This window comes from Janthinobacterium sp. ROICE36 (assembly GCF_002869965.1).
GTDB lineage: Bacteria > Pseudomonadota > Gammaproteobacteria > Burkholderiales > Burkholderiaceae_D > Janthinobacterium.
Genome location: NZ_PEBS01000047.1, coordinates 1 through 22,704, shown reverse-complemented (window position 1 = coordinate 22,704; position 22,704 = coordinate 1). Strand labels below are relative to the sequence as shown.

The following is a 22,704-nucleotide window of genomic DNA, read 5'->3' as shown; positions in this document are numbered from 1 at the left end:
CTCAGACCAGCGGTTCCGGCAAGCCGGTCAAGGTGAAGATTTCAAAGCCCGTTTCCGTCACGGCCAGCGAGTGCTCGAACTGCGCCGACAGCGAACGGTCTTTCGTCACCGTCGTCCATTTGTCCGGCAAGACCTTGACCTGGTAGCTGCCCACGTTGAGCATCGGTTCGATGGTGAAGATCATGCCCGGTTCGAGCACGATGCCCGTGCCGGCGCGGCCATAGTGCAGCACCTGCGGCGTGTCGTGGAAGACCTGGCCCACGCCATGGCCGCAGAAGTCGCGCACGGAGGAAAAGCCCTGCGCCTTGGCCACCGCCTCGATGGCGGCGCCCACGTCGCCCAAGGTCGCGCCCGGACGCACGGTGTGAATGCCGGCCATCATGGCGTCATACGCCGTGTTGACCAGGCGATTGGCCAGGATGGAGACGGCGCCCACCTTGAAGGTGCGGCTGGTATCGCCAAACCAGCCCTGGAACTTCGGCGTCACGTCGATGTTGAGGATGTCGCCGACCTTCAGGATCTTGGTCTCGGACGGGATGCCGTGCGTGACCACGTGATTGACGGAAATGCAGCTGGCGTGCTTGTAGCCGTGGTAGTCGATGGTGCCGGGGATGGCGCCGGCGGCGCGCATGAATTCTTCGCACAGGGCGTCGAGCTTGGCCGTCGAGACGCCAGGTTTCACGAAGGGCGTGATGTAGTCGAGCGTGTCGGCGGCGATGCGGCCGGCCGCGCGCATGCCGACGAAGCCTTCTTCGTCGTGTAGGGGGATTTTCTTGCCGTGTTCAAGCTGGGTGGAATAGCGCATGGATTTCTTCTTTATTAGTGTGTGGTGGTGTGTGAGGCCCAGCCGCGCACGGCGTCGTGCGAGGCGCGCAGCATGGCGTCGACGCTGGCCGGTATCGGCCGCTCCTGGGTCAGGTAAGGCTTGACGACAGCCACGGGCGCGTCGATCAGGACGAATTTGAGCAGCATGTGATCGAGGTCGAGCTCCGTGGTGGCGGGCATGGCTTCGGCGCAGCGCACAAAGCAGGCGTCGAGCGCCGCCTGCTCCTCTTCCACAGCGGCCAGCAATTCCTCGCTCAGGCCACCGCTGAAATCAGGGCTGTCAGCGCATTGCAGCAGGAAGCGCGCATACACGGGTTTACGCCGGCACCAGTCCAGCAAGCCATGCACGCCGGCCCAGGTATCGCCACCGAGCCAGCGGCTGGCCACTTCCTCGCGGAAGTCGCTCTTCACGCGCAGCCAGGCGCGCGCCAGGATGGCGTTGCGCGAATCGAAGCGGTGATACACGGAGCCGATGGGCGCGCCGGCCTTGACGGCGATGGCCGCCATCGACACGGCGGCCACGCCGCACTGGGCGGCGACGGCTATCGCGCTGTCGATGAAGTTGTTTTCGTTGAATTTGGCAAGTCTGACCATTCAAATAGAATACAGATTCTATTTGAATCCGTCAAGCGGCCCCGCCAGGCAAGAAACGCGTCCAACGCGAGTTGCCCCGCTGCCTTACAATGCTATGCACGAACCGCTAAAGGAGAATCCGCTTGCTTACGCCCCCCTTCATCGCCTCCTCCCGCTTCGACGATCCACGCCTGGCATTGGAACAAGTGCAAGCCATTTACCGCAGCAGCATCGAACACCTGCGCGATGCGCTGCAGCGCTTTGTCGCCGGCGAAGACATGCACGAAAGAGTGCGCGCCTGCTACCCCTTCGTGCGCATCCAGACCGATACCGTGGCGCGCGCCGACTCGCCGCTGGCCTACGGCTTTGTCGCCGGTCCCGGCGTGTTTGAAACCACGCTGACGCGCCCCGACCTGTTCAGCGACTATTACCTCGACCAGTTCACCCTGCTGCTGAAAAACCATAACGGCGGCCAGAATGTCCACCTGGAAGTGGGCGTGAGCGCCCAGCCGATTCCCGTGCATTTTTCGTTCGCCGAGCATGACCATATCGAAGGCAATATGGATGCGGGCCGCCGCCTGGCCATGCGCGACCTGTTCGACCTGCCCGACCTGTCGGCCATGGACGACGGCATCGCCAACGGCACGCACGAACCGGCGCATGGCGAAGCGCAGCCGCTGGCCCTGTTCACGGGGCCGCGCGTCGATTACTCGCTGCAGCGCCTGCGCCACTACAGCGGCACCTCGCCGCAGCATTTCCAGAACTTCGTCCTGTTTACCAATTACCAGTTCTACATCGACGAATTCATCCGCCTGGGCCACGCCATGATGGAGCGCGCGCCCGACGCGCAAGCACCATCGGACGACGACGGCTATATCGCTTTTGTCGAACCGGGCAACGTGGTCACGCGCCGGGTCGGCCAGACGGTCGAAAGCGACGATGCGCTGGGCGCCGCGCCGCCGCGCCTGCCGCAGATGCCCGCGTACCACCTGCTGCGCGCCGATGGCAGCGGCATCACCATGGTCAATATCGGCGTGGGACCGGCCAATGCGAAGACCATCACCGACCACATCGCCGTGCTGCGCCCGCACGCCTGGCTGATGCTCGGCCATTGCGCCGGCTTGCGCACCACGCAAAGCCTGGGCGACTACGTGCTGGCGCATGCGTACGTGCGCGAAGACCATGTGCTCGACGAAGACTTGCCGCTGTGGGTGCCGATCCCGCCGCTGGCGGAAATCCAGCAGGCGCTGCAAACGGCGGTGGCGGAAATCACCCAGCTGACGGGACATGATTTAAAACACATCATGCGCACGGGGACGGTGGCCAGCACGGATAACCGCAACTGGGAACTGCTGCCGCAGCGCACCCCGGAACGCCGTTTCAGCCAGAGCCGCGCCATCGCGCTGGACATGGAAAGCGCGACGATTGCCGCCAACGGCTTCCGCTTCCGCGTGCCGTACGGCACCCTGCTGTGCGTGAGCGACAAGCCGCTGCACGGCGAAATCAAGCTGCCCGGCATGGCCAACCACTTCTACCGCGAGCGGGTCGACCAGCATCTGCGCATCGGCATCCGCGCCGTGGAACTGCTGCGCCGCCAGGGCGTGGACCGGCTGCATAGCCGCAAATTGCGCAGCTTTGCGGAAGTGGCGTTTCAGTAAGCGAGCATCCCCGTCATTCCGGCCGCCCTCCACAGGCGGCTAATGAGATGGTCACCCTCCACCCTATAAGTTACTAAACTTATAGGGTGTTTTCACTTCTGAAGGAGGCCATCATGGAAAACGTTACACTCATCGGCATCGATCTCGGCAAACACAGCTTTCATGTCCACGGACAGGATCGCCAAGGTAAACACTGCTGCGCAAGAAGTTCAGCCGCCCACAACTAATCGCGTTTCTCGCCACTTTTCATCCCTGCACCATCGTCATGGAGGCCTGTGCCGGAGCGCACTTCATCGCCCGGCATCCTGCACAACGGCGTGCTGGCCGAGCGCGATTACCTGCGTTGATCGACTCGCATGCCTCGTCTCTCCTGACCTCAACTACTCGCCCCCCCGGTGCGGACCCGCATGCCGGGTGGTGTGGCAGGGGACCGGCCAGTGACTACGGCCGCCCCTATGTCTATGCCTGTAGCGGTGGCGCAATGCGGCAGGTAATCGTCGCAACGACGACATAAAGCGTCACAAAAAAACAACAGATGTCTAGACTAGCATTACAAAAAAACAAAATTATCCACGCTTTTCTTTGAAAAAATAAGAATTTAATTAATTCAACAATTGAACTTTTATGATTTCCTGCCATACACAAATCAAATTTATCCAGCGTCATTCTTTGAATAAAGAATCCAGTCACAAAAAGCAGAGCCGTCTTGACAGCCGAAGGCGAAAAATGGTCTGATGAATTGTAAATTTAAGCTGCCAAATTTATAAACATGGTAATTTTGAAAATACTTTCAGATAACCCAATAAAAACCCTAAGGAAACTACAGTTTCCTAGTTGGAGGATGGACAATGATTGAAAAGAAATTGAGCAAATCCTTGCGCATGATGTTTGCCGGCACTTTGGTCATGAGCGCAGGTTTCATGCACCAGGCCGCACAGGCACAGGAAGCCAAGGCTGACGAGAAATTGCAACGCGTGGTTGTTACCGGTTCCGCCATCAAGCGCGTGGATGCGGAAACTGCGGCCCCCGTCGAAATTTACACGAAGAAAGACATTGAACGCACGGGAGCCACCAGCGTTGCCGAATTAGTCAAGAACCTGGCCTCGATCGACATCAATGACCAAGGTGAACTGAGCGCCAACTCGCCTTCCGGTTCCGGCACCACCAACATCAAGATGCGGGGCTTGAGCGAACGCAACGTGCTGATCCTCTTGAACGGCCGCCGCCTGCCAACCAATGCGCTCGCCGACGGCTCCGGCGCCGGTGCCGCTGTCGACGTCAACGTCATTCCGCTGGGCGCCCTGGAACGCATTGAAGTCCTGAAAGATGGCGGCTCGGCCATCTACGGTGCTGACGCCGTCGCTGGCGTAATGAACTTCATCACCAAGAAAAATTACCAGGGTCTGGAGGCGAAAGCCAGCTATGGCCAAAGCTCGCGTTCCGACGCCAAGGAAAAAACGGCCAGCCTGGTCTACGGCTTTGGCGACTACGACGAGCAAGGCTTCAACGTATTGGCCACGGTTGACGTGCTCAAGCGCGATCCTATCTATCGCAAGGACCGCGACCTGACCAGCTCGGCTGACTTCCGCCGCTTCTCTGGCGGTATCGATGGCCGCAGCGGCTACTCGCCGAACGGCAACATCACTGGCGGTGGCCAACTGGTGCCGTGCGCTCCTGCCGATTTGCAGAAAGGTAGCTGCCGCTTCGACTTCAATAAAACCATTCTGACCTCCATCAATGGCGCCGATCGGGTCAGCGGCATGTTGATCGGCAGTTTCAAGGTCAACAATGATATTCGCGCTTTTGCCGAATTGACCTATTCGGAAAACAAGGACGACTTTGAAGCCCAGCCGGCTCCTGGCGCCTTCGTCGCTGGCGGCAAAAACGTATTGGGGCGCTTCATGCAGATGGGTCCGCGCACCACGAAACGCAAAGGCACGTTGACCCAGTTCTCGACTGGCCTGGAAGGTACTACCCGCGGTATCGATTGGGATGTCGCCATCGGCAAGGGCATCAGCAAAGCCAGCAATCACGACTCGAACTACGCACACAGCGTGCTGTTCAACAAGGCGATTGCAGACGGCTTGATCAACCCGGCCAGCAACACCAACCCACAATCGGAAGTGGACAAAATCCGCATCTCGCCAACGCGCGAAGGCAAATCGGAAATGACCTTCTTCAACGCCAAGGCATCCGCCCCCATCATGGACCTGGCGGGCGGCACGATGGCGTACGCTGTTGGCGTTTCCTACAACAAGGAATCGCTGAGTGATCAGCCCGACCAGAACCAAATCGATGGTCTGGTGTTCGGCAGCATCCAGCAAGCGGCTGTCAAGGCGGATCGCGACACGAAGAGCGTCTTTGGCGAACTGTCGATTCCATTCATCAAAAATGTTGAAGCCCAGCTCGCGCTGCGTTACGACGACATCTCCAAGGTCGGCAGCAAGACCAGCCCGAAAGTGGCCTTGCGCTACCAGCCACTCGATACGCTGATGTTCCGCGCATCGTATGCAGGCAGTTTCCTCGCGCCTTCGCTGAAGCAGATGTTCGGCGGTATGGACGCCGGAGCCAATTCGACGGAAGATCCAGAGATTTGCGCAGCATTCCCTTCGCTGGCAGGTGCTTGCAGCAACTTCCCTTACTACCAAGTCACCGGTTCCAATCCGAACCTGAAGCCTGAGACGGGCAAGACCTACAATCTGGGCTTGGTCTTCTCGCCAGTCAATGCGCTCACCGTGAGCGTGGATTACTTCCGTATCGACAAGAAAAATGAAATCAGCACATTGACGGAACTCAAGGCGATCAAACTGGGCAACTATGAGATCAAGGATGGCGAAGCGCGCATCTTGCTGAACAACCAGAATCTGGCGTCCACCAAGATTCAGGGTGTCGATACGGATATCCGCTACACATCGCCGCAAACGATGTTCGGTAAATTCACGCTGCGCAATGCCGCAACTGTGTACACCAAACAGGAAACGCAAGATACGACCGCCGATAAGCTGCAAAGCACCCTGAAGACGTACATGAATCCGAAGTACCGCAACACATTCACGGCCAGCCTGGAAAAGGACAATGTATCGGGTTCCATAATCGTGCGTACCACGGGCGATATGATCGATTCGGACAAGCGTCGCGACGAAATTCCAGAAAATGCACGGACGATTCCTTCGCACACGGAAGTGGACTTCACTGCCCAGTACGTGGCGATGAAGAACCTGACTTTGTCGGCCGGCGTGAAGAACTTGTTTGATCGCATGCCGCCCTACAGCGTCATGGGCTCTGGCAACCAGTACGGCACCCTGGGTTTTGCCCAGTTGTACAATGCCCGCGGCCGTTACTTCTACCTCGGCGCAGGCTACAAGTTCATGTAATGTAGCGCAATCCCCGGCGGCCTGAAACGGGCTGCCGGCACTATCCCCCGAAAGCCGCACTCATGTGCGGCTTTTTTCATGCCCTGCAGACGAAAAAAAACCGCTGCATGCAGCGGCTTTCAAGACATGCTAACGCCTACAGGAAGCGGTCGAGTATCTTCCGCGTCGTCTTGTCGATATTGAACATGTCGCGGATCAGGAAATGGATGCCGTGGTTGTCGGCGATCAGCAGCGACGCAGCGCCGATGCGGCGGATGTCTTCCTCGCCCTTCAGCACGAACTGCGTCTCGCCCCGGTCCGTGTCCACATGCCAGGTGCATGGCGTGGCGAAGCTGGAAACGCTTTTCACGCGCGCGATCTCGGGCATGAATTCGCGCCCTTCCAGCTCTTCCTGCAGCAGGCTGCGTGCCGGCTCCGGCAAGGTGTCGAGGCGCTCGATCCACGCCACTTCCTTGCCATTGCCCAGCACCAGCGAAATGCCTTCGTCGGGCGACTGGATGGGGAAGGCGCGCACGGGCGCCACGCCTTCAAAGACCTGGCCGTCTTCGGCCGTCATCACCAGCTTGCCGAAGGTGTCGCGGCTTAATGAAAAAGTTGTACTGGCCATGCTTATTCCTTGTCATCCAGGGCGAGTTCGTTGTTGCGCGCCTGTGCTTCGTAGAGGCGGAAATAGGCGCCCTCTTTCGCCATCAGTTCATCGTGACTGCCCACTTCGACGACCTGGCCGCGATCCAGCACCACCAGGCGGTCGGCCCGGTGCAGGGTCGACAGCCTGTGCGCGATGGCGATCGTCGTGCGGCCTTGCACCAGGTTGTCCAGCGCCTTCTGGATTTCTTTTTCCGTTTCCGAATCCACCGACGATGTCGCTTCATCCATGATCAGGATGCGCGGGTCGATCAGCAGGGCGCGGGCGATCGAGATGCGCTGGCGTTCGCCGCCGGACAAGCCCTGGCCACGCTCGCCCACCATCGAGTCGTAGCCTTGCGGCAGGCGCAGGATGAATTCGTGCGCATGCGCGGCGCGCGCGGCGGCGATGATCTCCTGGCGCGTCGCGTGCGGCTTGCCATAGGCGATATTTTCCGCGATGGTGCCGAAGAACAGGAACGGCTCCTGCAGCACCAGGCCGATATTGCGGCGGTAGTCGGATACGGCGAACGAACGGATATCGACGCCATCGAGCAAAATCGCCCCTTCCGACACGTCATAGAAGCGGCAGATCAGGTTGACCAGCGTACTCTTGCCCGAACCGCTGTGGCCCACCAGGCCGATCATCTCGCCCGCCTTGATGTTCAGGGTGATGCCACGATTGACGGCCCGGTTGCCATAGCGGAAACCGACTTCGCGCAAATCGATCCTGCCTTCAATCTTTTCCAGTTTCACGGGGTGCGCCGGTTCCGGCACGCTCGACACGTGGTCGAGGATGTCGAAGATGCGCTTGGCGGCGGACGCCGATTTCTGCGTCACGGAGACAATGCGGCTCATGGAATCGAGGCGCCCATAGAAGCGCGTGCTGTAGGCGATGAAGGCAGTCAGCACGCCGACCGTGATTTCGCCGCGCGATAATTGCCAGATGCCGAAGCACCAGATGACCAGCAAGCCCATTTCCGTCAAAAAGGAGACGGTCGGCGAAAACAGCGACCAGACCTTGTTCAATTTGTCGTTGACGGCCAGATTGTGCGCATTGGCGTCGCGGAAGCGGGCCGCTTCGCGTTTTTCCTGCGCAAACGCCTTCACCACGCGGATGCCGGGTATCGTATCGGCCAGCACATTGGTCACTTCGCTCCACACGCGGTCGATCTTTTCAAAGCCCGTGCGCAGGCGGTCGCGCACCAGATGGATCATCCAGGCGATGAAGGGCAAAGGCGCCAGGGTCATGATGGCCAGCCATGGATTCATCGACCACAGGATCACGCCTGTCATGATGATCATCAGCACGTCGGAGGCGAAATCGAGCAAATGCAGCGACAGGAAGACGCAGATGCGGTCGCTGCCGCTGCCGATGCGCGACATCAGGTCGCCCGTGCGCTTGCCGCCGAAAAATTCCAGCGACAGCTTCATCAGGTGTTCATACGTGGCCGAGCGCAAATCGGCGCCCATGCGTTCGGACACCAGGGCCAGCACATACGTCTTGCCCCAGCCCAGCAGCCAGGCCAGCAGGGCCGAACCGAGCAAGCCGCTCATGTAGTACACCACCAGCCACGGATCGATGTGCTTGCCGTTTTGATACGGGATCAACACATTGTCCATCAGCGGCGCCGTCAGGTAGGGCGGAATCATGTGCGCGGCAGTGCTCAGCAGCATCAGCATGAAACCCAGCGCCAGCTGGCCACGGTAAGGATGGGCAAAGCGCCACAGGCGGAACAGGGTCCAGGTGGATGGCGGCGTGTACAGCACCTTGGCGCAGATCGGGCATTCTTCCTGCTCAGGCTCCAGAGGCGCCTTGCAACTCGAACACACTTCCTGCTCCGCTTGCAGCACGGGCTGGCCCGTCAGGTGGCTGTCGAGACGCTCGACGAACTGTTCCAGCACGCGGATCGCATGCAGGTTCTGTCCCAGGGTGAAGCGCCACGCCGCCAGGCGGCCGTGGTCATCGAACAGTTCCAGGTGGCCGACACCGGCGTGGTCGTGGTGCGTCAGGCGCAATCCAGGACGGAAAGACCAGCTTTTCCAGTCGCTATCGCCCGGTGAACGGGCCAGCAAACGCTTCTCGGTGACAACAATTATGCCTTTTGTGAAACGTAATCGCGCATCGAGGTCAACCTCAACGCTACTTAAAACGTTCTCCCCTGGAGAAAGCTTGCTCTCCACCTCCGCCAGCCAGGCTTCTGCTACCGGCGCAGGCAGCGAGGTGAGGGGAATAGTTGTTGCAGGAACACTCAGTTCAGTTGTCATCGTAAAGCATACTCCGGCTCGAGGCCAAGCCCTTCAGGGCGGGATTTGGGGGATGGGGCAGACGCCCGATCAATGTTTGTGTACTGCGCGGTGGCGAGGTAGATGCACCAGTGGCAATTTCCTGTATTGTATCGAATGGATGCCTGCAGGTAAGAATTGGATGGTAAAACGGCGCAAAAAATGTGCGACCGTCGACCAGGGACAAGTATACAACAGCCCGCTGTTGCGCAAATGTTCCAGCTTCGCCAAGAGTCGGTATCTTTATAACAAGTAAGGCAACAATTAGTAACAATTACAATGACAACAACAGCAGAATACGAGAAGCAAACGCGACAAAAGACCGCTAAAAGTGGCACACTGCGCATACCCGGGATAAAGAACCAAGCAAGAGCCTGAAAAGCCTCTGTAGAGCCACCATAAAGTATCTGGCGCCCAGACGCCTGGCTTGTTATCAAGAAACCACTTACATGATCAAGAAGAAGAACATCGAATTTGTCCGCGTCACCCACTTGCGCGGCCCCAACATCTGGACCTATCGCCCGGTGATTGAAGCCTGGGTCGACATCGGCGAACTGGAAGACTATCCATCGAATACCCTGCCCGGCCTGTACGAACGCCTGGTGGCGTGGCTGCCCGGCATGATCGAGCACCGCTGCGGCGTGGGCGAACGGGGCGGCTTTTTCGAGCGCCTGCGTGTAGGCACGTGGTCGGCCCACATCCTCGAACACGTGGTGCTGGAATTGCAAAACCTGGCTGGCATGCGCACAGGTTTCGGCCAGACGCGCTCGACCAGCCAGCGCGGCGTCTACAAGATGGCTTTCCGCACGCGGGAAGAGCACGTGGGCCGCGCCGCCCTGGCCGCCGCGCGCCAACTGCTGATGGCTGCCATCAACGACGAAGCCTACGATCTGGAAGCGGCACTGGAGCCCCTGCGCGACCTGGTCGACGCGCGCTGCCTGGGCCCGAGCACGGCCAGCATCGTCGATGCGGCCACCGAGCGCCGCATCCCTTCGCTGCGCCTGAACGACGGCAACCTGGTGCAACTGGGCCACGGCGCCGCGCAACGCCGCATCTGGACGGCCGAAACGGACCGCACCAGCGCGATTGCCGAAGGTATCGCCAGCGACAAGGACCTGACCAAATTCCTGCTCAAATCGTGCGGCGTGCGCGTGCCCGAAGGCAGCCTGGTGCGCAGCGCCGAAGCCGCCTGGGAAGAAGCACAAGACATCGGCGTGCCCGTTGTCGTGAAACCGTATGACGGCAACCATGGCCGCGGCGTGTCGCTCAATCTGATGACGGAAGCGGACGTGAAAGCGGCCTACGCACTGGCCGCGCGCAAGGGCGACAGCTCGGCCGTGCTGGTGGAAAGCTTCATCACCGGCGACGAGCACCGCTTGCTGGTGGTCGGCAACAAGCTGATCGCGGCCGCCAAGGGCGAATCCTTGTGGGTCGATGGCGATGGCGTCTCGACCGTGCTGGAACTGGTGAATGCGCAGATCAATATCGATCCGCGCCGCGGCGAAGGCGAAGACTTCCCGCTGGGCACCGTCAAGCCGCATGAGTCGGGCGAGATCGTGCTGGAACTGCAACGCCAGGGCATGACCGCCCTGTCCGTGCCGCAGGCGGGCCAGAAAGTGCTGATCCAGCCGAACGGCAACGTGTCCGTCGACGTCACCGACGACGTGCATCCCTCCGTCGTGCATGCGGCCCTGCTGGCCGCGCGCGTGGTGGGCCTGGATATCGCCGGCATCGACCTGGTCACGACAGACATCACGCGTCCGCTGGACGAGCAGCGCGGCGCCATCATCGAAGTCAATGCCAGCCCCGGCCTGCTGGCGCACATCAAGCCGGGCGTGGGCCAGCCCCGCCCTGTCGGCGCAGCCATCGTCGACCATCTGTTCGCGCCCGAGGAAACGGGCCGCATTCCGCTGATCGGCGTGACGGGCACGCGCGGCGCCAGCCTGATCGTGCGCATGCTATGCAAACTGCTCAACCTGTCGGGCCTGCACACGGGCGCCGTCTGCAGCGAAGGCATGTACCTGGACCAGCGCAGAGTCGTCAGCAACGATTGCGTGAACTGGGACGCGGGCCAGCGCCTGCTGCTCAACCGCACCGTGCAGACGGCCCTGTTCGAGAGCAATCCGCGCATGATCCTGGCCGAAGGCCTGGCCTACGACAAGTGCCAGATCGGCATCGTCACGGACATGGGCAGCCTCGATAGCGTCAAGGATTTCGACGTGCTGGACGAAGCGGGCCTGTACAAGGCCGTACGCAGCCAGATCGACGTGGTCGTGCCAACGGGCGTGGCCGTGCTGAACGCGGCCAACGCGCAGGTGCTGGAACTGGCCGAGCTGTGCGACGGCAGCGTGACCCTGTATGCGCAGGATGGCAGCTTGCCGGCCATCGCGGCGCAACTGGCCGCCGGCCAGCGCGCCGTGTTCGTGCGCGGCAACCACATCGTACTGGCCGAAGGCGGCATCGAAACGGTCTTGCTGTGCCTGGACCTGCTGAAACCGGCCACGGCCGGCAATGTCGACAGCGTGCTGGCCGTCGCGGCCGCCGCCTGGGCCATGAACCTGCCCGTCGATTTGATTTGCGCAGGCTTGCGCACGTTTGACGCGGCCCCCGGCTGCATCGGCAACTAATCGGCAACAGGCAAAGCAGCACTCAAGCCCGGCCAGGACGGCCGGGCCCACAAGAACACAACAGGATTACGGTTTAATTATGGAAGTATCTCGCGTACGGGCCTTGCGGGGCCCTAACCTCTGGAGCCACGACACCGCCGTGGAAGCCATTGTTTCCTGCACCACGCAGGAACTCGACATCGCCCAGCTGCCCGGCTTCGAAGCCCGCCTGCGCGCGCGCTTTCCGCAACTGAGCCCGCTGCAACCGCTGGGCAACTACAACGCCGCGCCGATGGCGCAAGTGCTGGAACTGGCGGCGCTGGGCCTGCAGGCGCAAGCCGGCTGCCCCGTCACCTTCAGCCGCACCACGCCGACCCTGGAAACGGGCATCTTCCAGGTCGTCGTCGAATACTCGGAAGAAGCCGTCGGCCGCCTGGCCCTGGAACTGGCGCAGCAGCTGTGCCAGGCTGCGCTCGACGATGCACCGTTCGACCTGGCCGGCACCCTGCACCAGTTGCAGGAACTCGATGAAGACGTGCGCCTGGGCCCTTCGACGGGCGCCATCGTCAACGCCGCCGTGGCGCGCAACATCCCGTTCCGCCGCCTGACCGAAGGCAGCCTGGTGACGTTCGGCTGGGGCAGCAAGCAACGCAAGATCCAGGCCGCCGAAATGGATGGCACCAGTGCGATCGCCGAAGCCATCGCGCAAGACAAGGAACTGACCAAGAAGCTGCTCGATTCGGCCGGCGTGCCCGTGCCGCAAGGCCGTGTCGCCATCGACGTGGACGACGCCTGGGCCGCCGCCTGCGAGATCGGCCTGCCCGTCGTCGTCAAACCGAAGGATGGCAACCAGGGCAAGGGCGTGACCGTCAATGTCACCACGCGCGAACAGCTGACGGCCGGCTTCATCGCGGCGCAGGAATTCCGCGACGAGATCCTCGTCGAACGCTATCTGCCGGGCCACGATTTCCGCTTGCTCGTCATCGGCAACAAGATGGTGGCAGCTGCCCGCCGCGACCCGCCGCAAGTGGTGGGCGACGGCCAGCACACGGTGCGCGAACTGGTCGACCAGGTCAACCTGGACCCGCGCCGCGGCAGCGGCCACGCGACCTCGCTGACGAAAATCCGCTTTGACGACATCGCCCTGGCCAGCCTGGCCAAGCAGGGTTATGTGGCCGAATCCGTACCGCCAGTGGGCCAGCGCGTGATTTTGCGCAACAACGCCAACCTGTCGACAGGCGGCTCGGCCACCGACGTCACCATCGATGTGCATCCGGAAGTGGCGGCGCGCGCCATCGCGGCCGCGCACATGGTGGGCCTGGACATCTGCGGCGTCGATGTGGTCTCCGAGAGCATTTTGAAACCGCTGGAAGAGCAGAATGCCGGCATCGTCGAAGTGAATGCCGCACCGGGATTGCGCATGCACCTGGCGCCGTCGTTCGGCAAGCCGCGCCCCGTGGGCGAAGCCATCATCGCCGCCATGTTCGCCGAGGGCGACGATGGCCGCATCCCCGTCGTTGCCGTCACCGGCACCAACGGCAAGACCACCACCGTGCGCCTGATCGCCCACCTGCTCACCACCTCCGGTCTGCGCACGGGCATGACCAACACGGATGGCGTGTACATCGAGGGACGCCAGATCGACAGCGGCGACTGCAGCGGTCCGCGCAGCGCGCGCAACGTGCTGCTGCACCCTGACGTGGATGCGGCCGTGTTCGAGACGGCGCGCGGCGGCATGCTGCGCGAAGGCCTGGCCTTCGACCGCTGCCAGGTCGCCGTGGTGACGAATATCGGCGCCGGCGACCACCTGGGCCTGAACTACATCACCACCGTGGAAGACCTGGCGGTGCTGAAACGCGTGATCGTGCAGAACGTGGCCGACAGCGGCGTGGCCGTCCTGAACGCCACCGACCCGGCCGTGGCGCGCATGGCCAAGAATTGCAGTGGCACCGTGACCTTCTTCGCCGCCGACAAGACGCATCCCGTGATGGCCACGCACCGCGCACAGGGCAACCGCGTGGTGTACGTGGAAGACGGCAAGCTGGTCGCCGCACAGGGCAAGGAGCGCCACGAAATCGCGCTGTCGCAGGTGCCGATCACGCGCAACGGCACCATCGGCTTCCAGGTCGACAACGTCATGGCCTCGCTGGCTGCCGCCTGGGCCGTGGGCCTGGACTGGAACACCATCGCGCTGGGCCTGAAAACCTTTGCCAATGAAGCCGACAACGCGCCGGGCCGTTTCAATGTGTTCGACTACAAGGGCGCCACCTTGATCGCCGACTACGGCCACAATCCGGACGCCATCCTGGCGCTGGTGCAGGCCGTCGAAAGCATGCCGGCCAAGCGCCGCTCGGTGGTCATCAGCGGCGCGGGCGACCGCCGCGACGAAGACATCCGCCAGCAGACGGAAATCCTCGGCGCCGCCTTCGACGACGTGCTGCTGTACCAGGATCAATGCCAGCGCGGCCGCGCCGACGGCGAAGTGGTGGCGCTGCTGCGCCAGGGCTTGAACGGCGCCAAGCGCACCAGCCATATCGATGAAATCAACGGCGAATTCGTCGCCATCGACAAGGCCCTGGCGCGTTTGAATGAAGGCGATTTGTGCCTGATCCTGATCGACCAGGTGGAAGAAGCGCTGGCGCACATCGCCAAGCGCGTCGCCGAAGCCTAAGCGCAGTCTGACTGCAGACAAGGGCGGCCTGCGGGCCGCCCTTTTTATTGGCGCACGCCACCTCCCTTCGCGCACCCGCAAGGTGCAAAAGCCCCTTGCAAGCTTGTAAATTCAGGCATGAAATTATTCATAAGAAAACATAAATGCGCTGACGAGAAGGTGGGGCAGGTAGGCTGGACGGAATCTCGTGCATGATCGGGAAATTGACTGTGGGGTGCAAACTGGTGCTGATCTATTTGCTCGATCTGTCCGCCGTGATCTTCATTTCCGCCATCCTCATCAACGAGAAATACATCGCCATCGACTTTTCCCGCAAGGAGATGGCGGGCAATGCCGACATCGCCGCCATCCGCGATGCACTGCTCACGCGGGTAGGCAAGCAGTCGAACCTGATCCTCGACCCGGACCTGGACAGCTACTACAGCATGTCGCAGGTGACCCTGCGCTTTCCCGCACTGCTGGAAGTGATCAACAGCACGCGCGCCCTGTGCCTGCAGACCCAGTTCCTGATCCTGGAAGGACGCATGGACGCCACCCTGCGCGCCATCAAGGCACTGGGTTTTGTACTGTCGATCGACGATCTCGGCACTGGCTATTCGAGCCTGAACTACCTGTGCCGCTTCCCGCTCGACAAGCTGAAAATCGACATGAGCTTCGTGCAGGACATCCACGCTTCGCCGCAAAACCTGACGGTGACGAAAACCATCATCGGCCTTGGCCATACCCTGGGCTTGACGGTCACCGTCGAGGGCGTGGAAAGCGCGGCCGATGCCGACGTGCTGCGCCACGCCGGCTGCGATGAATTGCAGAGCTACTATTTTGCCCGGCCCATGCCACAGGCCCAATTCATGGCATGGCTGGCGCACAGTGACGCGCCCTGCGCCGCCTGACACCTCCGCTGCAGCACGCGCAGGATTCGACAACGCGCAGTGCGCCGCCAGGGCGCATGAATGCAGCAGGGATACCGGAATTGGTATTGACATCGCAAAAGAAGTCATTTGTGGGGCAAAGTCATTCCCCCTACCATGTTTCATGAGCAAGTTTCAGCTCTGGCGGCGACTGCCGCAGCGTTCTCAACATAACTAAAATACAGGTGGAGACAAGATGAAGCAATGGATGGCAACGGGCACCCGCACGCCCAAGCAAAACACACGATTGACCTTGAAGGCCACGGTGGCCGCGCTGGCCGGCGCCGGCCTGCTGAGCAGCGCTTCCGTCTGGGCGCAACAGGCGCCCGCCGTGGAGACACCGGCGGCAGAATCGGCACCGGCAGCATCCGCGCAGGCAGCGGCGCCAGCCGACAATGCCGGCATCGCCGTCGTCGCCGTCACGGGCGTGCGCAGGGCTGCACAGAGCGCGCAGACGATCAAGAAAAACAACGACCAGGTGGTCGACTCCATCGTCGCCGATGAAATCGGCAAATTCCCCGACAAGAACGTGGCCGAAATCCTCGGCCGCGTGACGGGCGTCCAGGTGCGCCGCGAAGGCGGTGAAGCCGGTACCGTCGTCATCCGCGGCTTGCCCGGCGTGGTGACCTTGCTCAACGGCCGCGAAATGTTCACCTCCGTGGGCCGCAGCCTGTACCTGGCCGACATCCCGACGGCCATGCTGCAGCGCGTGGACGTGTACAAATCGCAGGGCGCCGACATGGTCGAAGGCGGCACGGCCGGCGTGATCGATGTGCGCACCAACCGCCCCTTCGATTTCAAGGGTTTTACCGCATCGGGCAACGTGCGCGCCGAACACCGCGACAAGTCCGGCTCGACGGACCCGAACGTCAGCGGCATGCTCTCGAACCGCTGGAAAACCCCATACGGCGAATTCGGCGCCCTGCTGGGCTTGTCCTACCAGCGCAGCAAATACTATGACGAGACGATCTGGAACGCCGAACCCGTCAAGCGCCCCGAAGCGGGCAACATCACGGGGCCCGATTCCGTCGGCATGATCCCGACCGTGGGTGACCGCAAGCGCTATGCGGCCAATGCCGCCTTCCAGTGGCGCCCGAACTCGCAGGTGGAAGTGTATGCGGAAGGCATGTCGACCCTGATCAAGCATGCGTTCGACAGCCAGTTCTTCGTCGGTTCGCTGCCCTGGGGCCAGAACCCGGACATCACGCTGATCCCCGGCACCACTCAGGCGGCCACGGTGGGCAAGATCGACGGCCCATGGTCGCCCTTCACGCTCGGTTCGACCCAGGCGCGGCGCGACCGCTCGATCGGTTCGCAAGGCGCCATCGGCGCGCGCTGGGATATCACGCCGCAGCTGCGCGCCACCACGGAACTGGCGCGCACGGTGAGCAACTTCGAGCGCGAATTCCCCATCCTCGACTTCCTCGCCCACCCGACCAGCGTGATCGGCAGCACGAATGTCAACGGCGGCGCGCAAATCAGCTACCCCGGCTACAACATGACGGACCCGAAGAACTATACGCTGCTCGGCTTCTACGATAACCACAGCCACGACGAAGGCAGCTCGACCGACTGGCGCGGCGACCTCACCTACGACATGGACAGCACGGGCTTCTTCCGCGAATTCTCGGGTGGCGTGCGCATGGCCAAGCGCAAGGCCGAATCGATCCGCGAAAAGAATGGCCAGGGCGGCCTGACGTCGACCATGTACGCGGACGCGATTCCCGGCCTGGCCTGCACCTCGCACCAGAACACGGGCAACTTCGGCCTGCAAAGCTGGCTCACGCCATGCCGCGACTTCATGCTCAACAACACGGGCGTATTGCGCCAGCTATTTACGGGCAGCAGCGAACGCAGCCCGGACGATCCGATGACCCACTACAAGGATGTGGAAAAAACCAATGCTGTCTACGGCAAGGCGCGCATCGGCTTTGACCTGGCGCAAGTACCGGTCGATGGCACCATGGGCGTGCGCGTGGTGCAGACCAAGCAGGACTTGCAAGGCAATTCCTCGCAAAACGGCATCGTCACGCCGGTGCGCGTGAAAACGTCGGACACGGACGTGCTGCCCAGCCTGACCCTGAAAGCCATGCTGCGCCAGGACCTGATCGCCCGCCTGACGGCCGGCAAGGCCGTGCAGCGCCCCAACTTCGCCGACTTCAATACCGGCGTGAGCCTGGGACAGAGCCTGGAAATGGTGCGCCCGACGGGCAGCGGCGGCAATCCCGACCTGAAACCCGTGGAAGGCAAGAACCTCGACGTGGCGCTGGAATGGTATTTCGCGCAGACGGGCTCCGTCACGGCCACCGTGTTCCGCCACAACTTCAAGAATTATATCCTTTCCGGCTCGGCCAAGGAAACGTATGGCGGCATCTTGTACGACATCACGCGTCCGCGCAACACCTCGAAGGGCCATCTGCAAGGCATGGAAATGGCCTACCAGCAATTCTACGACAAGCTGCCTGGCTGGATGAGCGGCCTGGGCCTGCAGGCCAACGCCACCTACATGACGGGCGAGCTGGCAGAACTCGATGGCGGCGTACATCCGTTCACGGGCATGTCGAAATGGTCGGCCAATCTCGTCGGCCTGTACGAGCAGGGACCATGGTCGGCGCGCCTGGCCTACAGCTGGCGCGATAAATATCTCGACGACTACAACTACCGCGGCAAGGGCATCCACCTGACCGTGGCGCCCACCAAGACCCTGGACGCGTCGGTATCGTACAAGCTCAACGCGCACACCACGCTAACGCTGGACGCCAACAACCTGCTCGACTCGACCTACCGCGACTACCACGACACGCCGGAGTATGTGCGCGATGTGCGGCGCTATGACAAGGTCGTCGGACTGTCGGTACGCTGGAGTTAATAGCCAATCCCCCTTTCTTCCTTGCGAGGGTTTTCAGCGCCAGCCGGCAACGGTTGGCGTTTTTTTGCATTGAGGAATCTATCCGACAGTGGAGTGATCTGGCGCAAAGTGGCGCCGCCTGAGCGCTTTTATGCTGGCAGCTTGACTAGCGAACCCGGCGGGGACAGCATGCGCGATGCACGGCACGTCGATGCACAGTTATTTCAACCCGACATCCCGCTGCGGCTCGACATGCGCACGGCGGCGCTGGTCGAGCATGCGCTGGCCTTGCAGGAAATGGCCGGCACGGGCGCCGCAGCCCTGTTCCTGCATTGCCACGACGTGCCGCTGCCCACCGCCTTGCGCGTGCTGACGACGGGCCCGCGCCGCACACCGGCCGGGCCACACCTGTTTGCCCGCCTGCGTCCGCGTACGGCCGCCCAGGCGCAAGGCTTGCCGCTACCGGCGCGCTGACGAATCCTGTACCATCGCCGCAACCTATTAACTGAGGCACGGCGATGCAGGCAGCGACACCCCACGACTCCTATGCGGCACTGATGGACCTGATCAAGGCGCGCCATGCGGAACTGAGCCCGCAATTCCAGGCCGGCGCCCGCTACCTGGCCGACCACCCGGACGAAGTGGCCGTGTCATCGATGCGCAGCGTCGCGGCGCGCGCGCAGGTGCAATCGGCCGCTTTGGTGCGCCTGGCGCAGCAACTGGGCTTTGCCGGCTGGCCGGAACTCAAAGCCATCTTCGTCGAACGCCTGCGCGCGGGACCGGCCGGGTATGCGGCAAAGGCCGGTGCGCTGGCCGGCAAGGACGGCAACCTGGTCGCCGAAATGTTCACGGTGCAGCAGCACAACCTGGCCACCACGGAAAACGCCAACCACGCCGCTCTGGACGCGGCTGCCAATCTGCTGCAGGCGGCGCCCCGCGTGCACGTGGCGGGCTTTCGCGCCGCCCACCCGATCGCCTACACCCTGCACTATCTGTACCGGCTGCTGCGCCCCAGCGTACAGCTGCTGAGCGGCCAGGGCGGCACGCTGGAAATGGATTTGCGCGCCTTGCAGGCCGGCGAAGCCGTCGTCGTCGTCAGCTTCGCGCCGTATTCCAGCGAGGCGCTGCTGGTGACGCAGGCGGCGCGCCAGACCGGCTGCCTGGTGGTCGCCATCAGCGACAGCGCCATGTCGCCGCTGGCCCTGCAGGCTGACGCCAGCATCGTCATCGCCGTCGACAGCCCCTCGTTCTTCCCCTCCATCGTGGCCGGCGTCGCGGCCGTGGAAAGCCTGGTGGAATTGCTGGTGGCCCGCGCCGGACCGGATGCCGTGACGGCCATCGGCGCGGCGGAAAAACAATTACGGACGCTGGGCGCGTACGCAAAAACATCGAATGATGTGAAGAAAAAATAAATACATCAATCGTTGCATTGCGGCGCGGCGCATCCTATACTCGGCCATCTCCTTTGCCGACAAGAAAGCGATGCTCATGAGCCATGTCTTCCACCGCAGCCTGACCGCCACTTACCCTGTCGCCACGGGCGGCGATGGCCCTTACCTGATCGATGCAAACGGTAAACGCTACCTGGACGCCTGCGGCGGCGCGGCCGTGTCCTGCCTCGGCCATTCGGATGCGGCCGTCATCGCCGCCGTGCAGCAGCAGATTGCCACGCTGGCGTACGCGCACAGCTCCTTCTTTACCACCGAGCCGATGGAGCAACTGGCCGATTTCCTCGTCGCCCGGGCACCAGACGGCATCGACAGCGTGTATTTCGTTTCGGGTGGCTCGGAAGCGGTGGAAAGCGCACTCAAGCTGGCGCGCCAATATTTCGTCGAGCGGGACCAGCCGCAGCGCCGCCACGTCATCGCCCGCCGCCAGAGCTACCACGGCAACACCCTGGGCGCGCTGGCCACGGGCGGCAACGCCTGGCGCCGCCAGCAATTCGAGCCGCTGCTAGTCAAAAGCACCCATGTATCTCCCTGCTATGCTTACCGCGACCAGCCGGTCTATGAAACGGATGGCGACTACGTGGCGCGCCTGGGCCAGGAACTGGAAGACAATATCGCCGCACTGGGCGCGGACAACGTCATGGCTTTCATCGCCGAACCCGTCGTCGGCGCCACGGCCGGCGCCCTGCCCGCCGTCGCCGGCTATTTTGCGCGCATGCGCGCCATCTGCCAGCGCCACGGCATCCTGTTGATCCTCGACGAAGTCATGTGCGGCATGGGCCGCACGGGCAGCCTGTTCGCCTGCGAGCAGGAAGCCATCACGGCCGACCTGATCTGCATCGCCAAGGGCCTGGGCGCCGGCTACCAGCCCATCGGCGCCGTAATGGTATCGAAGGACATCCACGGGACCATCCGCGCCGGCACGGGCTTCTTCCAGCATGGCCACACGTATATCGGCCACGCCACGGCCTGCGCCGCCGCCCTGGCCGTGCAGCGGCAGATCGAGGAGCGCGATTTGCTGGCCAACGTGCGCGCCATGGGCGACTTGCTCAAGGAGCGCCTGCACCAACGTTTCGATGGCCATGCGCACGTGGGCGACATCCGCGGACGCGGCCTGCTCCTGGGGCTGGAACTGGTGCAGGAGCGCGCCAGCAAGCAGCCGTTCGACCCGGCCCGCCGCCTGCACGCGCGCATCAAGGCGCACGCCATGCAAAACGGACTGATGTGCTATCCCATGGGCGGCACCATCGATGGCCTGCACGGCGACCACATCCTGTTGGCGCCGCCCTACATCATAGCCGCCAGCCACGTCGATGAGCTCGTCGACAAGCTGGGTATGGCTATCGACGCCAGCCTGCGCTAACCGCGCCCGCTGTTGCCCACCGTGGACGTCAGGCTGGCGCCGCAGCTGGTCTTGTGCCCGTCAAACGCCACGGGCACGCCATCGATCAGCACCTGCGGATCGCCCTCGGCGATCACGCAGCGCACGTGGCCCTTGATCGGGCACACGCAAGGATCGCCCTTGCGCGCCACGGCCACGCCCAGCACCGTACTGTTCGGCGCCGCCCCCACCACCTTGCCGCCATGGCTGGTGGGGTCGTTCAAACGGATCACGCCACGCATGCTCTTCTCCTTGAATAGGTAAAACGCCTCATTGCGAAAACCCCTGGTAATACTCGCGCGCATCGTGGCGCAAGCCCCACCAGGGCAAATACGCATGGTTGCCGCTGCGCGCGCGGAACCACGGTTTGTCGGGCCGGATCGGCCGCACCACGGCCGGCGGCGCCACCACCAGCGCCACGGGGGTGGACAGGTCGCTGGTGCCGGCCACCAGCACGGGTTTCCCGAAATGGTGCGCGTAGGCGATGCCCAGCGCCACGTTCGTCAGGGCCGTGCCCGCGCCTGTCTCGCCCAGCACGGCGGTCAAATTGAAGCTTTGCTTGAGAAAGTCAAATTCCGGCAATTGCAGAGTGAGCGTCTGCGCCAGCGCCCCGAGCCGTGCGGACGAATCCGGGTGCGTATTGCCGGCATCGTGGATCAGATAGCCGATGTCGGTATCAGGCCTGTTCGCCTTCGCCGCAGCCTCTTCGATGGCCGCCGTCCACGCCTGCACCAGGCGCGGTGGCTCGCCCTTCTTCGCTTCAAAATCCGCCGCCTGTTTCGTGCTGGGATACCCTAGCCACGCCAGCGGCGCCCGCTCCGTCTTGTAGTCGGGGCCGGCCAGCACCAGCAGTACCAGGTTTTCGTTGATCTGCCGGTCCAGGGGACGGCTGGGCGCATCCCAGTTCATGGCCCAGACGGTTTCCTTGGGATGGCTTTGCAGGTAGTCGAGCGCGGCCGAAAGTGAAGTAAAACCGGCGTTGGGGCCGCCCATGGTGACGCGGACGTCAGGTGGGGTGGAGCGGGTCCAGAGGGTGGGAGAGTGGATGTTGCCGATGCTAAAAGTATCGGCAACATATTCCCGGACGAAGTTGGCTGCTTCCACAGGGTCGAGCTTGCCTTCAGGTAGCGCATACTCAATGTGAATGCCTGCAAGCTCGCGCCAACGTGATCTTTTTTCAGCTGAGTGAACGTTGTAGAAGTACTCTGGGTCGGAGTAATACACTCCATGAAAACGATCAAACATATCTTCGATATATTTATGGTGGTAGCCGCGGAAGGTTTCAGAACCATTATTTCCAACAGCAATAGACGCAATGCTTTGCAGTTTGGAATATTTTTCGAGGGTGTAAATAATTTTGTGTAAACGGTCATTTGGCAGGACACTGCCGCCACCAAGGAGAAACAATGACCGTTGTAAAGCGTAACAAGCGGGCCAAGCCCGACCCGGAACTGCTCAAACTGGCCGACAGCTTGCTGGCCAACTACCAGAAGCCCGAGGAT

General features: G+C 62.2%; 15 protein-coding genes and 1 pseudogene. 10 read left to right on the top strand and 6 right to left on the bottom strand.

Annotated features, from left to right (window positions below):
• Window position 1 precedes the first annotated feature (1 nt).
• Entirely contained in the window at window positions 2-805 is an 804-nt protein-coding gene (gene map / locus CSZ94_RS18470; protein ID WP_102122849.1) for a type I methionyl aminopeptidase, read from the bottom strand.
• Window positions 806-819: 14 nt separating this feature from the next.
• Complete coding sequence (locus tag CSZ94_RS18465; RefSeq protein ID WP_102122848.1) at window positions 820-1,419, bottom strand: TetR/AcrR family transcriptional regulator; 600 nt, start codon at window positions 1,417-1,419, stop codon at window positions 820-822.
• A gap of 122 nt (window positions 1,420-1,541) precedes the next feature.
• Between CSZ94_RS18465 and CSZ94_RS18460 the strand changes: the two genes are divergently transcribed.
• From CSZ94_RS18460 to CSZ94_RS18450, 3 genes and pseudogenes are all read left to right on the top strand, one after another.
• Entirely contained in the window at window positions 1,542-3,056 is a 1,515-nt protein-coding gene (locus tag CSZ94_RS18460) for an AMP nucleosidase (protein ID WP_102122847.1), read from the top strand.
• Between the two features lie 113 nt (window positions 3,057-3,169).
• A pseudogene (locus CSZ94_RS18455) lies at window positions 3,170-3,366 on the top strand (IS110 family transposase); the annotation flags it as partial.
• 538 nt (window positions 3,367-3,904) lie between these two features.
• Window positions 3,905-6,430, top strand: a complete 2,526-nt coding sequence (locus CSZ94_RS18450) for a TonB-dependent receptor (RefSeq protein ID WP_102122846.1) — start codon at window positions 3,905-3,907, stop codon at window positions 6,428-6,430.
• A gap of 136 nt (window positions 6,431-6,566) precedes the next feature.
• Here the strand turns inward: CSZ94_RS18450 and CSZ94_RS18445 are convergent, their stop codons facing one another.
• Both CSZ94_RS18445 and CSZ94_RS18440 read right to left on the bottom strand, forming a co-directional pair.
• Window positions 6,567-7,037 (bottom strand): cyanophycin metabolism-associated DUF1854 family protein, encoded by a 471-nt coding sequence (locus CSZ94_RS18445; RefSeq protein WP_102122845.1) that lies wholly within the window; start codon window positions 7,035-7,037, stop codon window positions 6,567-6,569.
• A 2-nt stretch (window positions 7,038-7,039) separates the two neighbouring features.
• A complete protein-coding gene (locus CSZ94_RS18440) occupies window positions 7,040-9,322 on the bottom strand; it encodes a cyanophycin metabolism-associated ABC transporter (protein ID WP_258001072.1) in 2,283 nt (760 codons plus the stop codon).
• 467 nt (window positions 9,323-9,789) lie between these two features.
• Between CSZ94_RS18440 and CSZ94_RS18435 the strand changes: the two genes are divergently transcribed.
• The 7 genes from CSZ94_RS18435 to CSZ94_RS18405 all read left to right on the top strand — a co-directional run bounded on the left by CSZ94_RS18435 (window position 9,790) and on the right by CSZ94_RS18405 (window position 21,184).
• On the top strand, window positions 9,790-11,967 hold the full coding sequence (locus CSZ94_RS18435; RefSeq protein WP_102122844.1) for a cyanophycin synthetase: 2,178 nt from the start codon (window positions 9,790-9,792) through the stop codon (window positions 11,965-11,967).
• 79 nt (window positions 11,968-12,046) lie between these two features.
• A complete protein-coding gene (gene cphA, locus CSZ94_RS18430; RefSeq protein WP_102122843.1) occupies window positions 12,047-14,617 on the top strand; it encodes a cyanophycin synthetase in 2,571 nt (856 codons plus the stop codon).
• A gap of 191 nt (window positions 14,618-14,808) precedes the next feature.
• Window positions 14,809-15,507 carry an EAL domain-containing protein gene (locus CSZ94_RS18425; RefSeq protein ID WP_102122842.1) on the top strand — a complete coding sequence of 233 codons (699 nt, stop codon included), beginning with the start codon at window positions 14,809-14,811 and terminating at the stop codon, window positions 15,505-15,507.
• Between the two features lie 214 nt (window positions 15,508-15,721).
• Window positions 15,722-18,394, top strand: coding sequence for a TonB-dependent receptor (locus CSZ94_RS18420; RefSeq protein ID WP_102122841.1), 2,673 nt, complete (start codon window positions 15,722-15,724; stop codon window positions 18,392-18,394).
• A gap of 168 nt (window positions 18,395-18,562) precedes the next feature.
• Window positions 18,563-18,847 carry a hypothetical protein gene (locus CSZ94_RS18415; protein ID WP_146009843.1) on the top strand — a complete coding sequence of 95 codons (285 nt, stop codon included), beginning with the start codon at window positions 18,563-18,565 and terminating at the stop codon, window positions 18,845-18,847.
• Window positions 18,848-18,891: 44 nt separating this feature from the next.
• Window positions 18,892-19,785: a MurR/RpiR family transcriptional regulator gene (locus CSZ94_RS18410; protein ID WP_102122839.1), complete on the top strand. Its 894-nt coding sequence runs from the start codon at window positions 18,892-18,894 to the stop codon at window positions 19,783-19,785.
• Window positions 19,786-19,861: 76 nt separating this feature from the next.
• Window positions 19,862-21,184, top strand: a complete 1,323-nt coding sequence (locus CSZ94_RS18405) for an aspartate aminotransferase family protein (RefSeq protein ID WP_102122863.1) — start codon at window positions 19,862-19,864, stop codon at window positions 21,182-21,184.
• On the opposite strand, the gene CSZ94_RS18400 is transcribed toward CSZ94_RS18405, so the two are convergent.
• Both CSZ94_RS18400 and CSZ94_RS18395 read right to left on the bottom strand, forming a co-directional pair.
• Window positions 21,181-21,444 carry a PAAR domain-containing protein gene (locus CSZ94_RS18400; RefSeq protein ID WP_102122838.1) on the bottom strand — a complete coding sequence of 88 codons (264 nt, stop codon included), beginning with the start codon at window positions 21,442-21,444 and terminating at the stop codon, window positions 21,181-21,183. The genes CSZ94_RS18405 and CSZ94_RS18400 overlap by 4 nt on opposite strands.
• A 28-nt stretch (window positions 21,445-21,472) precedes the next feature.
• On the bottom strand, window positions 21,473-22,195 hold the full coding sequence (locus CSZ94_RS18395) for a hypothetical protein (RefSeq protein WP_258001070.1): 723 nt from the start codon (window positions 22,193-22,195) through the stop codon (window positions 21,473-21,475).
• Window positions 22,196-22,704 lie beyond the last annotated feature (509 nt).

Excerpts from the sequence above, each read along its gene's own strand:
- map (WP_102122849.1), bottom strand. The coding sequence starts at position 805 with ATGCGCTATTCCACCCAGCTTGAACACGGCAAGAAAATCCCCCTACAC.
- CSZ94_RS18465 (WP_102122848.1), bottom strand. The coding sequence starts at position 1,419 with ATGGTCAGACTTGCCAAATTCAACGAAAACAACTTCATCGACAGCGCG.
- CSZ94_RS18450 (WP_102122846.1), top strand. The coding sequence starts at position 3,905 with ATGATTGAAAAGAAATTGAGCAAATCCTTGCGCATGATGTTTGCCGGC.
- CSZ94_RS18445 (WP_102122845.1), bottom strand. The coding sequence starts at position 7,037 with ATGGCCAGTACAACTTTTTCATTAAGCCGCGACACCTTCGGCAAGCTG.
- CSZ94_RS18440 (WP_258001072.1), bottom strand. The coding sequence starts at position 9,322 with ATGACAACTGAACTGAGTGTTCCTGCAACAACTATTCCCCTCACCTCG.
- CSZ94_RS18435 (WP_102122844.1), top strand. The coding sequence starts at position 9,790 with ATGATCAAGAAGAAGAACATCGAATTTGTCCGCGTCACCCACTTGCGC.
- cphA (WP_102122843.1), top strand. The coding sequence starts at position 12,047 with ATGGAAGTATCTCGCGTACGGGCCTTGCGGGGCCCTAACCTCTGGAGC.
- CSZ94_RS18425 (WP_102122842.1), top strand. The coding sequence starts at position 14,809 with ATGATCGGGAAATTGACTGTGGGGTGCAAACTGGTGCTGATCTATTTG.
- CSZ94_RS18420 (WP_102122841.1), top strand. The coding sequence starts at position 15,722 with ATGAAGCAATGGATGGCAACGGGCACCCGCACGCCCAAGCAAAACACA.
- CSZ94_RS18415 (WP_146009843.1), top strand. The coding sequence starts at position 18,563 with ATGCGCGATGCACGGCACGTCGATGCACAGTTATTTCAACCCGACATC.
- CSZ94_RS18410 (WP_102122839.1), top strand. The coding sequence starts at position 18,892 with ATGCAGGCAGCGACACCCCACGACTCCTATGCGGCACTGATGGACCTG.
- CSZ94_RS18405 (WP_102122863.1), top strand. The coding sequence starts at position 19,862 with ATGAGCCATGTCTTCCACCGCAGCCTGACCGCCACTTACCCTGTCGCC.
- CSZ94_RS18400 (WP_102122838.1), bottom strand. The coding sequence starts at position 21,444 with ATGCGTGGCGTGATCCGTTTGAACGACCCCACCAGCCATGGCGGCAAG.
- CSZ94_RS18395 (WP_258001070.1), bottom strand. The coding sequence starts at position 22,195 with ATGGGCGGCCCCAACGCCGGTTTTACTTCACTTTCGGCCGCGCTCGAC.